General features: G+C 74.3%; 13 protein-coding genes and 1 tRNA gene. 3 read left to right on the top strand and 11 right to left on the bottom strand.

Annotated elements, in window-relative coordinates; genetic code table 11:
- Positions 1–159 precede the first annotated feature (159 nt).
- Entirely contained in the window at positions 160–519 is a 360-nt protein-coding gene (secE, locus tag SNE206_RS10835) for a preprotein translocase subunit SecE (protein ID WP_405012855.1), read from the bottom strand.
- A 142-nt stretch (positions 520–661) separates the two neighbouring features.
- A tRNA-Trp gene (locus SNE206_RS10830) sits at positions 662–734 on the bottom strand.
- Between the two features lie 245 nt (positions 735–979).
- Here SNE206_RS10830 and SNE206_RS10825 point away from each other — a divergent pair.
- Both SNE206_RS10825 and SNE206_RS10820 read left to right on the top strand, forming a co-directional pair.
- Positions 980–2,218 carry a pyridoxal phosphate-dependent aminotransferase gene (locus tag SNE206_RS10825; RefSeq protein ID WP_407912979.1) on the top strand — a complete coding sequence of 413 codons (1,239 nt, stop codon included), beginning with the start codon at positions 980–982 and terminating at the stop codon, positions 2,216–2,218.
- A gap of 112 nt (positions 2,219–2,330) precedes the next feature.
- The gene (locus SNE206_RS10820) at positions 2,331–3,470 is read left to right on the top strand and encodes an adenosine deaminase (RefSeq protein WP_407912978.1); all 1,140 of its coding nucleotides are present in this window, start codon (positions 2,331–2,333) and stop codon (positions 3,468–3,470) included.
- On the opposite strand, the gene SNE206_RS10815 is transcribed toward SNE206_RS10820, so the two are convergent.
- A complete protein-coding gene (locus SNE206_RS10815) occupies positions 3,384–4,424 on the bottom strand; it encodes a UDP-N-acetylmuramate dehydrogenase (protein WP_407912977.1) in 1,041 nt (346 codons plus the stop codon). The two genes, SNE206_RS10820 and SNE206_RS10815, sit on opposite strands and share 87 nt — an antisense overlap.
- Before the next feature lie 142 nt (positions 4,425–4,566).
- Between SNE206_RS10815 and SNE206_RS10810 the strand changes: the two genes are divergently transcribed.
- Positions 4,567–5,202 (top strand): MerR family transcriptional regulator, encoded by a 636-nt coding sequence (locus SNE206_RS10810; RefSeq protein WP_407912976.1) that lies wholly within the window; start codon positions 4,567–4,569, stop codon positions 5,200–5,202.
- Between the two features lie 85 nt (positions 5,203–5,287).
- On the opposite strand, the gene SNE206_RS10805 is transcribed toward SNE206_RS10810, so the two are convergent.
- From SNE206_RS10805 to SNE206_RS10770, 8 genes are all read right to left on the bottom strand, one after another.
- Positions 5,288–6,757, bottom strand: coding sequence for an MFS transporter (locus SNE206_RS10805; protein ID WP_407912975.1), 1,470 nt, complete (start codon positions 6,755–6,757; stop codon positions 5,288–5,290).
- A gap of 83 nt (positions 6,758–6,840) precedes the next feature.
- Positions 6,841–7,287: a DUF3291 domain-containing protein gene (locus SNE206_RS10800; protein WP_407912974.1), complete on the bottom strand. Its 447-nt coding sequence runs from the start codon at positions 7,285–7,287 to the stop codon at positions 6,841–6,843.
- A gap of 164 nt (positions 7,288–7,451) precedes the next feature.
- On the bottom strand, positions 7,452–8,747 hold the full coding sequence (locus SNE206_RS10795; protein WP_407912973.1) for an NAD(P)/FAD-dependent oxidoreductase: 1,296 nt from the start codon (positions 8,745–8,747) through the stop codon (positions 7,452–7,454).
- A gap of 19 nt (positions 8,748–8,766) precedes the next feature.
- Positions 8,767–9,471 carry a 4'-phosphopantetheinyl transferase family protein gene (locus SNE206_RS10790; RefSeq protein ID WP_407912972.1) on the bottom strand — a complete coding sequence of 235 codons (705 nt, stop codon included), beginning with the start codon at positions 9,469–9,471 and terminating at the stop codon, positions 8,767–8,769.
- Positions 9,458–9,670 carry a hypothetical protein gene (locus SNE206_RS10785; protein ID WP_405012846.1) on the bottom strand — a complete coding sequence of 71 codons (213 nt, stop codon included), beginning with the start codon at positions 9,668–9,670 and terminating at the stop codon, positions 9,458–9,460. The genes SNE206_RS10790 and SNE206_RS10785 overlap by 14 nt, the downstream gene beginning before the upstream one ends.
- A gap of 32 nt (positions 9,671–9,702) precedes the next feature.
- Positions 9,703–11,493, bottom strand: a complete 1,791-nt coding sequence (locus SNE206_RS10780; RefSeq protein ID WP_407912971.1) for an acyl-CoA dehydrogenase family protein — start codon at positions 11,491–11,493, stop codon at positions 9,703–9,705.
- A 34-nt stretch (positions 11,494–11,527) separates the two neighbouring features.
- Positions 11,528–13,243 (bottom strand): acyl-CoA dehydrogenase family protein, encoded by a 1,716-nt coding sequence (locus tag SNE206_RS10775; protein ID WP_407912970.1) that lies wholly within the window; start codon positions 13,241–13,243, stop codon positions 11,528–11,530.
- The coding region (locus tag SNE206_RS10770; RefSeq protein ID WP_407913142.1) for a PfaD family polyunsaturated fatty acid/polyketide biosynthesis protein at positions 13,240–14,688 on the bottom strand (1,449 nt) is incomplete at its 5' end. The genes SNE206_RS10770 and SNE206_RS10775, both read right to left, overlap by 4 nt.

The following is a 14,688-nucleotide window of genomic DNA, read 5'->3' as shown; positions in this document are numbered from 1 at the left end:
CTGCCCGGTCTGCGCCGAAAGCCCGCCTTCGCCGCTCACCCCGCACCGGGCGCGGGGCCTGGTGTCGATCGGGTGTGCGGGCGGGCGGGCTTCCGGGGGCGTCGTCCGGCAGGCCGGAGGCGTCCGACGAGGAGAGGTCGGCCGGTCCGGCGGCGGGGATCAGCCGAAGATGACGAGGCTGAGCTTCGCGAAGCCGGTGTCCATGCCGTAGACGGCCAGCATGACCACCACGACGAACACCACCACGACGGTGGTGTACTGGAGCAGCTCGTTGCGGCTCGGCCAGACGACCTTGCGGAGCTCGGCGATGATCTGGCGGTAGAAGATCGCGATGCGGGCGAACAGGCCCTTCTTGGCCCGCTTGCCCGACTTGCGCTCGCCGCCCTCGCCCTTGCGGGCACGCTTGCGGTCGCGACGGGAGAGAGCCTTGTCATCGCCCTCAGGCGTGGCGGCAGCGCCGTCGGCACCCTCGGGGTTGCCGCTCTCAGGCGTCGCGGTGGAGCCCGTGGTCTCCGTCACTCGTCCTCACCTGAATCCGGGTCCTGCCGAGGGGCGCGCCCTGGAGGCACGACCTGTCCGGCGAATGCGTAGCTGGCGGGGCCCTCTCCGCATCAAGCCCGCTCGCTCTGCGGAGCGAACGGGCTCGGTACGGATCAAGCAGCAGGGCACGAGGGACTCGAACCCCCAACCGCCGGTTTTGGAGACCGGTGCTCTACCAATTGAGCTAGTGCCCTACGGTGCCTCGCGGCCCCGGAGTTGACCCCCAACCTACCGTATCCGGGACGCTGCGTGGTGGACGCATCGGCGGAACCGCACTTCGGGGGCCATCGAGCGACGAGCATACGGGTTCTTGAGCGTTTGGTCGAACCTCATTCCGCCGTGATCCCGTCGCCGACGGCGTCCGCCCGGGCCGCGGAACGGCCGGTACACATGCCGGAACGCCCGTGACCGGCCCCGACCCCTCTGCGACCATGCACCCATGAGCGCTCCCACCCCCGCCCACACCAGTCCTGCCGACCGCCGGGTGTCCGCCCGGATCGGCGCCATCGCGGAGTCCGCCACGCTCGCCGTGGACGCCCGGGCCAAGGCCCTCAGGGCCGCCGGCCGTCCGGTCATCGGCTTCGGGGCGGGCGAGCCCGACTTCCCGACGCCCGGCTACGTCGTCGACGCCGCCGTCGCCGCCTGCCAGGACCCGGAGAACCACCGGTACACCCCGGCCGGCGGACTGCCCGAGCTGAAGGCCGCGATCGCCGCCAAGACGCTGCGCGACTCCGGCTACGCGGTCGACGCCTCGCAGGTGCTCGTGACCAACGGCGGCAAGCAGGCCATCTACGAGGCGTTCGCCGCGATCCTCGACCCGGGCGACGAGGTCGTCGTCCCGGCCCCGTACTGGACGACCTACCCGGAGGCGATCCGGCTCGCGGGCGGTGTGCCGGTCGAGGTCGTCACCGACGAGACCACCGGCTACAAGGCCTCGGTGGAGCAGCTGGAGGCGGCCCGCACCCCCCGGACCAAGGTCGTGCTGTTCGTCTCGCCGTCCAACCCGACCGGCGCGGTCTACACCCGCGGGGAGACCGAGGCGATCGGCCGCTGGGCCGCCGGGCACGGCCTGTGGGTGCTGACGGACGAGATCTACGAGCACCTGGTCTACGGCGACGCGGAGTTCACCTCGCTGCCGGCCCTGCTGCCCGAGCTGCGCGACCGGTGCATCGTGGTCAACGGCGTGGCGAAGACGTACGCGATGACGGGGTGGCGGGTGGGCTGGCTGATCGGCCCGGCGGACGTCGTGAAGGCCGCGGCCAACCTGCAGTCGCACGCCACCTCGAACGTCGCGAACGTGTCGCAGCGGGCCGCGCTCGCCGCCGTGGCGGGCGACCTGTCGGCCGTCGACGAGATGCGGGCGGCCTTCGACCGCCGCCGCCGGACCATCGTGGCGATGCTCAACGCGATCGACGGCGTGGTCTGCCCCGAGCCCGAGGGCGCGTTCTACGTCTACCCCTCGGTGAAGGGCCTGCTGGGCCGCGAGATCCGCGGCAGCCGGCCGGGGACCTCGGCGGAGCTGGCCGCGCTGATCCTGGACGAGGCCGAGGTCGCGGTCGTGCCCGGGGAGGCCTTCGGCACCCCCGGCTACCTGCGGCTGTCGTACGCCCTGGGCGACGCCGACCTCGTCGAGGGGGTCACCCGGCTGCAGCAGCTGCTGGCCGAGGCGCGCGGCTGAGACCGGCCCCCGGGCCGTTGCCGCCCCCCTGACATCCCGTCGAAACTCATTCTTTCGAGGGATGTCAGGGGGGCGGCTCCCGTTCGGCCCCCGGATGCGGCAGGATCGGTGGATGGATCGCCTTTCCGTCCCGCGCGACGTCGCCGCCCTCCCCAAGGCCCACCTCCACCTGCACTTCACCGGGTCGATGCGTCCGGCCACCCTGCTGGAGCTGGCGGACAAGCACGGCGTGCGACTGCCGGAGGCGCTCAGCTCGGGCGAGCCCCCGCAGCTGCGGGCGACCGACGAGCGAGGCTGGTTCCGGTTCCAGCGCCTCTACGACACCGCCCGCTCGGTGCTGCGCGACGAGTCGGACATCCGCCGGCTCGTCCGGGAGACCGCCGAGGACGAGCGGAGCGACGGCTCCCGCTGGCTGGAGATCCAGGTCGACCCGACCTCGTACGCGCCGCGGCTCGGCGGGCTGATCCCGGCGCTGGAGCTGATCCTCGACGCGGTGCGGGAGGCCTCCGCGGCGACCGGCGTGGGCATCCGGGTCGTCGTCGCCGCGAACCGGATGAAGTCGCCGATGGACGCCCGCACGCTGGCCCGGCTCGCCGTGCGCTACACCGACCAGGGCGTGATCGGCTTCGGGCTCTCCAACGACGAGCGGCGCGGCTTCGCCCGCGACTTCGACCGCGCCTTCGCCATCGCCCGCAGCGGCGGGCTGCTGGCCGCTCCGCACGGCGGCGAGCTGGCGGGCCCGGAGTCGGTGCGCGACTGCCTGGACGACCTGGGCGCCGGCCGGGTCGGGCACGGCGTGCGCTCCGCCGAGGACCGCCGCCTGCTCGACCGGCTCGCCGACCGCGGTGTCACCTGCGAGGTGTGCCCGGCCTCCAACGTCGCGCTCGGCGTCTACGAGCGCCCCGAGGACGTGCCGCTGCGGACGCTCTTCGAGGCCGGGGTGCCGCTCGCGCTGGGCGCCGACGACCCGCTGCTGTTCGGCTCCCGGCTCGCCGCCCAGTACGACGCGGCGCGCACCGTGCACGGCTTCGGCGACACCGAGCTCGCCGAGCTGGCCCGGCAGTCGGTGCGCGGCTCGGTGGCGCCGGAGTCGGTGCGCAAGGAGCTGCTGGCCGGCATCGACGCCTGGCTGGACGGCGCCGACACCCCGGCGGCGGCGGCCGCGCTAGAGTGCGACGCCCACCATCACGGGCTCGTTCACCAGCTCCACGCCGAAGGCGGCGCGCACGCCGTCGCGGATCTCGCGGGCTAGCGCCAGCAGGTCGGCGGTGGTGGCCGCGCCACGGTTGGTGAGGGCCAGCGTGTGCTTGGTGGAGAGGGTCGCCGGGCCGTCGCCGTAGCCCTTGGTGAAGCCGGCGTTGTCGATCAGCCAGGCCGCCGAGGTCTTGGTGCAGCCGTCCGGCGCCGGGTAGGCGGGGGCGTCGGGGCCCCCCGGGCGGGCCGTGAAGGCGGCGTACTGCTCGGCGGTGAGCACCGGGTTGGTGAAGAACGAACCCGCCGACCAGGTGTCGTGGTCGGCCTCGTCGAGCACCATGCCCTTGCCCGCCCGCAGCCGCAGGACGGTCTTGGCGGCGGTGGCGAGGTCGACCCGCTCGCCGGCCAGGACGCCGAGCGTCCGGGCGACCTCCGCGTACTTCACCGGGGAGGACTGCCCGGCGGCGTCCTCCAGCCCGAAGCGCACCCGCAGCACGACGTACCGGTCCGGGTCGGCCTTGAAGCGGCTGTGCCGGTAGGAGAAGGCGCACTCGGCGCCGGTGAGGGTGACCGTGTCGCCCAGGTGGCGGTCGTAGGCGGTGACCGAGGTGACCGTCCCGGCGACCTCCTGGCCGTAGGCGCCGACGTTCTGCACGGGGGTGGCGCCCGCCGAGCCGGGGATGCCGGACAGGAACTCGATGCCCGCCAGGCCCGCGTCGACCGTACGGGCGACCGCCTCGGCCCAGACCTCGCCGGCGGCCAGCTCCAGGCCGGTGCCGTCGAGGACGAAGCCGCGGGTGGCGATCCGCAGCACGGTGCCCTCGAAGCCCGCGTCGCCGATCACCAGGTTGGAGCCGCCGCCGAGGACGAGGAGCGGCTCGCCCGCCGCGTCGGCCTCGCGGACGACCGCGACGACCTCCTCGTCGGTCGTGGCGGTGACCAGCCGGCGGGCCGGGCCGCCGAGCCGGAGGGTGGTCAGCGGGGCGAGCGGAGCGTTCTGGAGTACCTGCACGCGCTCCACGGTATACGGGACGCCGGGCCGTCCGGGCGGGTGCTCCGTCCGGGCCCGCGGGGCATTTTGGAGACGTATGCTATCCATATCGGTCCGCGGCCCACCCGCACGGACCACGGGAGCACTCGGGAGACGGGACGCGATGCGCATCGGAGAGCTGAGCCGGCGGACCGGGGTGCCGGTGCCGACCATCAAGTACTACCTGCGGGAGGGCCTGATCCCCGGCGGCGAGCTGACCAGCCCGAACCAGGCGCAGTACGGCGAGGCGCACGTGCACCGGCTGAAGCTCGTCCGCGCGATGGTCGACGTCGGCAAGCTCTCGGTCGCCGCCACCCGCGACGTGCTCAACGCCGTCGACGAACCGGGCCTCAGCCTGCACCGCGTGCTCGGCATCGCCCAGGCCGCCGTCACGCCGGAACCCGTCGCGGCCGACCCGGACGCCTGGGCACGGGCCGAGCAGCTGGTCGACGCCCTCGTGGAGCGGCACGGGTGGGAGGTCAAGCCGGACAATCCGGCCCGGCGTGCCCTCGCCCAGCTGGTCGTGACCTTCCGCGACCTCCGCCAGGACGACCTGCTCGACCTCTTCGACGACTACGCGGTCGCCGCGGAGCGGCTCTCCACCGCCGAACTCGCGATGATCGGCCGCCGCGAGGGCCTGGACAGCAAGGTCGAGGGGGCGGTGCTGGGCACGGTGCTGGGCGACGCCCTGATCGGTGCGATGCGCCGGCTCGCCCAGGCGGACGCCTCGCACCGGGCGTTCGAGGCCGCCCGCGGCTGAGGGCGACGGCTCGGGCCCGCGGCCCGCACACGCGCAGGCCCCCCGGAGCGTTCCGGGGGGCCTGCGGGCGTACGGGGCGGACCGGTCAGGCGACGACCGGGGCGGGCTCGTCCGCGGGCACCTCGGCCGGCGCCCCGGCGGCCGGCCGCGGCGGGCGCGGGATGAAGAGGGCGCAGACGCCGCCGGCGACCACGACCGCGACGCCGACCCAGACCGCCGGGTGCAGGCCGTCGACGAAGTGCTGGGCGGAGTCCGGGCTGCCGTACTCCAGGAACACGCTGCTCAGCACCGCGATGCCGAGCGCGCCGCCGATCTCCCGGACGGTGGTGTTGGCGCCCGAGGCCTTGCCGCGGTGCTCCGGGCCGACGGCGCCGAGCACGACGGCGGCGGTCGGGGCGATCGCGAAGCCCATGCCGGCGCCGGCCAGGAGCATCGCGCCGACCAGACGGGAGTACGGGGTGTCGTCGGTGGCGGCCAGGTTGATCCAGGCGAGGCCGGCGGCCTGCAGGAAGAGGCCGAGGGCCATCAGCCGCCCGCCGCCGACCCGGTCGGTGAGCGCCCCGGCGATCGGGGCGATGACCATCGGCATCAGCGTCCAGGCGAGGGTGAGCACGCCGGCGTGGAGGGGGGTGCGGTACGGGGCGATCTGCAGGTACTGGGAGAGGAAGAAGATCGACCCGAAGACGCCGAAGTACATGGAGGCGGAGACGATGTTGGTCAGGGTGAAGGCGCGGATCCGGTAGAAGCCGAGCGGGAGCAACGGGTGCTCGACGCGGCGCTCCCAGAGGACGAAGGCGACGAGCAGGACCGCTCCGGCGACGAAGGCGCCGACGATCCGGGCGGAGGTCCAGCCGTGCTCGGCGCCGTTGACGATGCCCCAGACGAGGGCGAGCAGGCCGGCGGAGGCGAGCAGCATGCCGAGGACGTCGAGGCTCGCGCGCTCGCCGCGGCTCTCGCGGAGGACCTTGAGGACGAGCGGGACGGCGAGCAGGCCGACGGGCACGTTGATCCAGAAGATCCACTCCCAGGCGAGGCCGTCGACGACGGCGCCGCCCACGACCGGGCCGAGGGCGATGGCGAGGCCGCTGACGGCGCCCCAGAGGCCGAGCGCGAGGCTGCGGAGGCGCTCGGGCACGGCCTGCGAGAGGAGGGTCAGCGAGAGCGGCATGACGGCGGCGGCGCCGAAGCCCTGCACGGTGCGGGCGGCGATGAGCTGGGCGCTGGTGTCGGCGAGGCCGCAGGCGATCGAGGAGAGGGTGAAGATCGCGATGCCGATGGTGAAGACCTTGCGGCGGCCGAAGCGGTCACCGAGGGCGGCGCCGGTGAGCAGGAGGCAGGAGAAGCTGAGGACGTAGGCGTTGACGAACCACTGGAGGTCCTGGGTGTCGGCCTTGAGGTCGACGGCGAGGGTGTGCAGGGCGGTCGAGACGACCAGGTTGTCGAGCGCGACCATGAACATCGGCACGCTGCACGCGACGATCGAGAGCCAGAGCGGGACCGTGGGGCCGGGGTCGGCCGGTGCGGGGCGGGACCCCGTCATTGCTGTCGAGGACATGACACCTATCTCCTTCGGGTGTGGTGCGACGGGGCCCCGCAGGGCCGGAACAGGGAGGGGCCGGGCACGGACCCCGACCGGCCTCAGCCCTCGGCCGCACCCCCGGCGGCAGAACCCTCGGCGGCCGCGGCGGCGTCGGCCTGCCGCTGCTCGGCCAGCCGGCGCCGCGCGTCCGGCCAGAGGATCGGGAGCTCCTCCACCGGCACCTCCCAGAAGGTGAAGGTGGAGTCGCGCATGGTCGACCGCAGCGAGGTCATGATCGAGTAGTGCGGCTCGGTCTTGGCGTAGGTGTACAGGGCCTCGCGGGTCTCCCATGCGGAGAGCGTCCAGAAGGTGCGCTTCAGCGGCTCGGCGATGAGCGAGGCGCCGAGGGCGCCGGGGGCGGTGCGCACCTGCTTCCAGGCGGCGAGGGACTTCAGGAAGAAGCGCGGCACGTCGGAGAGCGAGCGGACCTCCAGCCGGGAGGCCATCACGAGAGCACGGGTCTGCGGCCGAGGGGCGTTCGGCGTGATCCAGGGGAGTGTGGGCATGGAGGGAGCCTTCCTCGGTCGCCGGCCCGGCGAACCACCCCGGGGCGGTCCGCCGGTACCGATAATGGCACCTTGCACTATCCACTATAGAGAGTGGAGATGTCCGATGCCAGTTTTTTCGGCGACCGGTGCGCCCCGACGGCCGGACGCCCCGCGGAGACCGCTCAGCGGCCGAGCTCCCGCAGCAGCTGCTCCGCCGCCTCCAGCCCCGAGGAGAACCCCGCCTCGTGCGAACCGATCTGGTCGTAGTGCAGCTGCTTGGAGTGGAAGTACGAACCGGCCAGCTTGATCCGGGTGCCCTCGTTGACGCGGTAGATCGTCTTCTGCAGGGTGCGCAGATCGAGGTCGATGACCGGGTGCTCGTAGCGGAGCTCGCGGATCACCGTCTCCTCCCGCACGGGCAGCGGGTAGTCGAGGGTCACGAAGTAGTCGCGCTCGGAGGTGAATCCGTGCAGCCGGTTCATGTAGTACGCGACGTACGGGCGGCTCCCGCCGTCGGCCGTGACCTTGCCGTAGTTCCAGTTGTCCCAGCGCGACCGGTCGGCGGGCATCACCGACGGGTCGGTGTGCAGCACCGCCACGGACGCGTTGTAGCGGATGCGCGCGAGCGTCTCGCCCTGCAGCGCACTCGGCTCGGTGAGGAGCCGGCGGGCCTGGTCGCCGTGCACGGCCACCACCGCGTGGTCGAAGCGCTCCGCGCCCGCCGCCGTCGACACGGTGACGCCGTCCGGCTGCTCGGTGACCGACAGCACCGGCTCGCCGAGCCGCAGCTTCGGGTCGATCGCCGCCACCGCCCGCCGCACGTACGAGATCGAACCGCCCTCCACCGTCTGCCAGTCGACGCGCCGGCCGCCGAGCCCGCCCTCGTCGTGCGCCATGAAGAAGGCGATGACCGTCGTCGCCGGCATCTCCCAGATCAGCTCGGCCGGCACCGACCACACCGCCGTGCACAGCAGGATGACGTAGCCGTACCGGAACTCGGCGCTGTAGCCGCCCCGGTCGAGGTACTCCCCCAGCGGCACGTCGGTGCGCTTGCGCAGGAAGTCCTTGCGGCCCTCCTGGTGGAAGCGGTGCGCCTCCCGCCAGATGGTGTGGAACTCCGCGGGGTAGCGGGCCAGCACCTCGTCCTCCGGCAGCGCCATCTCCTCGGTGCCGTACTGGAGTCCGGTGTCCAGGTCGAAGAAGTTGAAGCCGCCCTCGTGGCGGCGGGTGGGAACGCCCAGCTCGGTGAAGAACCGGCTGAGGTTCGGGTAGCTCGGCTTGTTGAAGACCACGAACGCGGTGTCGATGCCGAGCAGCCGTCCGGCGTCCTCGACCTCGATCGTGTTCGCGTGGCCGCCCGGACGGGGCTCCTCGTCGAAGAGGGTGATCTCGGCGTGCTCGCGCAGCCGGTACGCGGCGGACAGGCCGGCCACTCCGGCGCCGACGACCGCGACCCGGGGCTTGGTGGGAGCAGACATGCGGGGGTTCCTTCGCAGGCTAGGAGGCGATCAGGGTGCGGTGGATCCGGCCGCCGCGGCCGCCCTGCACCGCGGCGGCGAGGACGAAACCCGGAGCGGGACTGAGCAGTTCGAAATGCCAGGCGGCGTTCTCGGCGACCGGCCGGAGCGGGTCGGTCAGCCGGATGGGCGTGACGGCCGGCGGGCTGAACGAGAAGCCGGAGAGCTCCCGGCGCAGCCCGGTGCCGACGGCCTTCAGGTAGGCCTCCTTCAGCACCCAGTACGCGGCGATCCCCGCCGGCCGCTCGCCCTCCGGCAGGACGGCGAGAGCGGCCCGCTCGGCCGGCGCGAAGTGCCGCGGCAGGTGGCGGACGGCGTCCGGCCCGGCCACCGAGGGTTCGACGTCGACCCCGCAGGTGCCGCCCGCCGTGACCAGGCACGCCACCATGCCGTCGGTGTGCGAGAGGTTGAAGCGCAGGCCGTCGCCGGCCGGTTCGGGTTCCGGCCGGCCGTCGTCACCGGCCCGCACCCGCCAGCCGTCCAGCGGACGGCCCGAACGGGCGCTCAGCGCGTACCGGGCGAGCACCCGGCCGCCGAGGAAGCGCCGCCGGGAGGCCTCGCGGCGCAGCCGGGCCAGATGCGTCCGCTCGTCCGGGCCGAGCAGGGCGGCCCCGCCGTGCCGGGCCGCGAACGCCTCCACGGCGGGCTCGGGAAGCAGCCAGAGGTGGCCGTCACGTGCGGACATCACGCCTCCGCCGGGGCCGGGGCGCCGGGGCGGTGCCCAGCACGCCCATGCCGACGAGCTGCTTCAGCCACTCCGACATCTCCCAGCGCAGCCGCTCCCGGCAGGGCGGGCAGACCTTGAGATCCGGGTCGAGCCGGTCGCGTGATCCGCCCGCCCCGCAGGACGGGCAGGCCGCGCGGGTCCGGGGGTGTCGTGCCATGGGCGGGCTCCTTCCGGTGCGCGTTCACGGGGTCATCCGTCGGCGGGGCCGGGGCCGGTGCGCTCGGCCAGCGGGAACGGCCGGTGCGAGAACAGCCGGTTCTCCCAGTAGAGGCGGCGCAGCACGTCCATCACCTCGTCGACGACGGCGCTGTCGGTGACGGCCTCGTGCGGGTACCAGTGGCGGCGCAGCCGCTCCAGCTGGAGGAGCAGCAGGGCGCCGCTGGGCAGCGGGTCCTCCAGGGCCTCCGCCGAGTGGACGTGGGTGTGCACGCAGGCGGCGACGGCGTGCAGCAGGCAGTACTCCTTGGCGAGGTCGAACAGCTCGGCGGACTGCCCGTAGTCGCGGCCGAGTTCGGCGCGCAGGGCGAGGCACCGGCTGCGCAGGCCGCGGGCCCGGCCGAGGAGGTCCCCGGCGGTGTCGGCGGCGCGGGTGAGGCGGTCGCGCTCGTCGCCCTTGGCCTCCTCCGCGAGGCGGCGGAGGGCGGCGAGGGAGGCGGGTGCGGCGAGCAGGGCGTCGTCCCGGCCGCGGCTGTACAGCTCCTGGTCCCAGGGGCGGTAGAGCGGCAGCGGGGTGTCGAGGCCGTACAGGGTGCGGACGCGTTCCTCCGCGTCGGCGGCCGCGGCGGCGGGCGGCTCGACGGCGGCGGCGAGCAGGGCGTCCAGCTGGAGGGCGAGGTTCTTGAGGTTGACGACGGTGTTGCCGTCGGCGAAGTTGGCCACCAGGAGGTCGCGGAGCATCTTCTGGTGGATGCCGTAGTGCGGCAGGCCGCGGAGGTAGAAGCGGGCGCCGAGCACGATGTTGAGCTGCGACATGGTGCGTTCGAGCGTCGTCGGCACCAGGTACTTCGCCACCGACGACCACACGCTGGCCTGTTCCGGCACGAGCTGGAGGCTGCGGACCGCGCCGAGGCTGACCGCGTCGGCGACCATCAGGTCGGCGAAGCACTCGGCCAGCTGGCGCCGGGAGTACGGGATGTCGCTGACCGTGCGGCCGAAGATGACCCGGTGCTCGGTGAAGTCGAGGGTGACCCGCAGGGCGGTGTCGACGGCGGAGAGGGCGATGGAGCCGATGAGGGTCCGGGCGACCTGGGAGGTCTGCAGGGCGATCTCCAGGCCGGCGCCCTCGGCGCCGAGGCGGTTCGCCTCGGGCACGAAGACGCCGTCGACCCGGATGCCGCTCATGTCGAGGGCGCGCAGGCCGTGCAGCCGCTCGTTGGGCAGTTCCTCGACGGCGCCCGCCGGGGTGCGGCGCTTCTCCAGCAGGAGGATGGAGTATCCGGCGGGGCCGCCCGACTCCTTGGTGCGGGCGAAGACGGTGAGGCCGTCGGCGACGCGGGCGTTGCCGATCAGCCACTTCTCGCCGGTCAGCAGGTAGCCGCCGTCGACGCGTTCGGCGCGCATCTCGTTGCTGAGCACGTCGCTGCCGTGGTTGCGTTCGGACAGGCCCCAGGCGTAGCGGCTGCCCTGCTTCATGGCGTCGACGAGGTACTGCTTCTGCTCGTCGGTGCCGGCGATCCAGGCGGGCAGGAACGCCAGGCTGGTGATGATGAGGGCGGTGGCGGTGGTCGGGTCGCGGCGGGCGATGAGGCGCAGCAGGTTGAAGCCGGTCTCGACGTCGCCGGCCCGGCCGCCCTGCGCCTCGGGGATGTTGTACTCGTGCACCCCCCAGCGCTGCAGCAGGTTGACGAAGGCGTACGGGTACTCCTCGCGTTCGTCGTGGTCGAGGATCCGCTCGAACGGCATGCGGCTCGCCGGATCGTGCGGATCTCCCAGGTGGTTTTCCAACTCTGATGCGAGCCGTTCGAGTTCTGACTTCGACACCGGTCTCCTCCGGTCACGTGAGGGCAGGGGGCGGTCAGGCCAGCGCCGCGGGCGCGGCCGCGTACATCCGGCCCGCCGCGGTGAGGTCGAGCACGGTGTCGAGGGCCGGGGCGAGCAGCTCGGCCGCGCGGCGCGGCGGCCGGCCGTCGGCCCGGGCCAGCAGGTAGGCCAGGCAGGCGCCGAGCCAGCCGGCGGAGCCCGGCTTCTGCCCGTACAGCGGCAGGTGCCGGCTCGCCCACCACAGCTGCAGGCAGCAGGCCCCGGCCTGCAGCCAGGCGAACCGTTCGGCGAGGTCGACGAGTTCGTTGCCGGGCCGGGCCTGCTCCGCCTCGGCGGGCAGCGCGAGCAGGGCGGCGTGCAGCTGTTCGGCGAGGGCCGCGACCGCGGGTGCGCCGCCCTCCGCGAGGGCGGCCGCGGCGGGCGCCGCGACCGCACCGAGCGTGCCGGTCGGCAGGTCGCGGCCGCGCGCGTTGAGGTCGAGCCGGGCCGGGTCGTACGGCGGCAGCGGCGCGTCGAGCGCGAAGACCGCCCGGGCGCGGTCGTCGTCCGCCGTCACCGTCCCCGCCCGTGCCAGGGCGGGCAGTTGGCCGCTGAACGACCGCAGGTTGGCGAGCGTGCTGGTGTCGACCACGCGCACCAGGGCGGCGTCGCGCTGCAGCTTCTGGAAGAGGCCGCCGCCCGGGCCCTCGGCCCGCAGCACCGCCCGGGTCGCCAGCGTCGCGCCGCAGCGGGCGACGGCGTCCTCGACGGCCTCCGCGACGACGTGCTTCGCCGCGCAGCCCCAGACGCTGAACTGCTCGGGCGCCGCGTGGATGCCGCGGGCCGCGGCCAGCGCCACCGCGTCGGCGGCGAGCAGCGCGGCCGACGCCACCGCCAGCTCCCGCCGCTGGTACGGGGTGTCCAGGAGGACGGCCCTCCCGGTACGGCGTCCGGCGGCGAAGCCGAGGGTGAGGCGCAGCGCGGTGTCGGCGCAGCCGAGGCTGCCCGCGGTGGACATCAGCCGCACCACCTGCTGCGCCTTGACCGCCACCTCCAGCGCCTCGCCGGGCCGGCCCACGACCTGCTCCGCGGCGACCGGCAGGCGGTCGAAGCGCAGGTGCGCGAAGTCGATGCCGCGCATGCCGCCCGTGGGCACGGGCGCGCCGCGGTCCAGGCCCGGCCCGGCGGTGGCGAGGTCGAGCAGCACGGCGGTGAACGCCCCCGGCCCGCGCTCGCCGGTGCGGGCGACGACGTACGCGGCGTCGCACCGCTGCCCGAGGCCGACCATCCACTTCTCGCCGGTCAGCAGGTGGCCGCCGCCCGCCGGATCGGGCACCAGGCGGGTCGTGTTGGCCAGCAGGTCGCTGCCGTGCTCGGCCTCCGACAGGGCGAACGCCACCGCGCCGCCCGCCCGCAGCAGTCCGGCGACCTGCGCCTGCTGCGCGGCGGACCCGTGCAGGCGTACGCAGGTGGCGGCGGTGACGGAGAACATCGTCGCCGGCATCGCGTTGAGGTCGCGGCGGGCCGCGGCCCGCACGAGGAGCAGGCTGCGGTCGAAGGAGGCGAAGGTGCCGCCCATCCCGGCCGGCAGGTAGTCGAGGTGGAAGCCGGCCGAGCGGAGCGCCGCGGCCAGGTCGTCGGGGTAGGCGCCGGCGTCGTCGCGGCGGGCCGCGGCGGCGAAGCCGTACGGGTTGGCGGGGTCGTCGGCGGGGCCGAGCCGCTGCTCCAGCTGCTCGGCGGGCGCCGCCAGCCGGTCGAGGACGTCGGTCATCTCGCCCCCTCCAGGGAGCCGACCGACGACTCCAGCGGCACCGGCCGGTAGTCGGCCGCGGCGGCGGGCACGTGCACGCCCGCCGTGCGGAGCTGCGCCAGCCGGGTGTGGAACGCCGCGCCGCGCATCAGGTGGTGCGCGACCTCGGCGACGCGCCGGCTGCCGGGCGCCTTGAGGTAGCTGGCGGTCACCCAGTCGTTGAAGCTGCCCATCGCCGGGCCGCACCAGATCTGGTAGTCGAGCGTGCGGTCGGGGTCGCCGACGGTCGCCCAGCGCGAGGACATCCCGAGGTACCAGCGGAAGACCAGTGCCATCCGCCGCTTCGGGTTGTCCGCGGCCCGGGCGAGCTGCGCGGGGTCGCGGCGCTCGAAGTAGCCGACGCACTCGTCCCACACGTCGGCCAGCGGCCGCCGGAACACCTGCGCCTCCAGCCGGGCCCGCTCCCCCTCGGGCAGCGCCTCCAGGCCGTCGTAGGCCTGGTAGAGCTCGTACAGCTTCTTGGCCCGCATCGGGAAGAGCGTGCCCTTCTTCAGCACCTGCAGCTCGACGCCGAGCTCGAACATGTCGGCGGCCGGCGCCATCTCGAAGTCGGCGATGCCGGCCTCGGCGAGCAGCGTCTTCGTCGCCCGGGACGCCCCGGACTCCACGCACGACTGGTTGACCGAGCCGGTGACGACGTACGCGGCGCCCATCGCGAACGCCGCGGCGAGGGCGAGCGGCGTGCCGAGCCCGCCCGCCGCACCGACCCGGATCGGCACCGGGTAGCGGTGCTCGCGCTGCACGGTGTCGCGCAGCCGCAGGATGCTCGGCAGCAGCGCGGGCAGCGGACGGCGGTCGGTGTGGCCGCCGGAGTCGGCCTCCACCGTGATGTCGTCGGCCATCGGCACGTACTTCGCGAGGTCGGCCTGGAGCGGGGTGATCAGGCCCTGCTCCAGCAGGGCGCTGACGGTGGCGGCCGGGGCGGGCCGCATGAACCGCTCGGCGGTCTCGGTGCGGGAGATCTTGGCGATCACCCGGTGCTCGGCGACGGCCTGGCCGTCCGGGCCCTGCCGCAGGCCGGCCAGCCGGTAGCGCACGACGTGCGGGCTCAGCGCCATGAACGCGGACGCCTCGACGCAGCGCACGCCGTGCCGCAGGAAGAGTTCGACGGCCTCCCGCTCCAGCCGCTCCTCGCTGGGGCTGTGGATGAGGTTGACGGCGAACGGCCGGCCGGGGATCTCCGCCGCGAACCGGGCGAGCGCCTTCTCGATGGTCTCCGGCAGCAGTCCGGCCGCGCCGAACGAGCCGAGGTATCCCTCGCGGGCGAGGGCGATGACCATGTCGGCGGAGGCGATGCCGCCCGCCATGGCCCCGGCGAGGTAGGGCTGGCACACGCCGTGCGCGGCCAGGAACGCGGCCGAGCCGAGCCGCTGCGGGACCAGCGGCGGGGCCGCCGCGAGCAGGGG

It is taken from the genome of Kitasatospora sp. NE20-6 (assembly GCF_045862635.1).
This window is presented reverse-complemented; position numbering and strand designations above follow the sequence as displayed.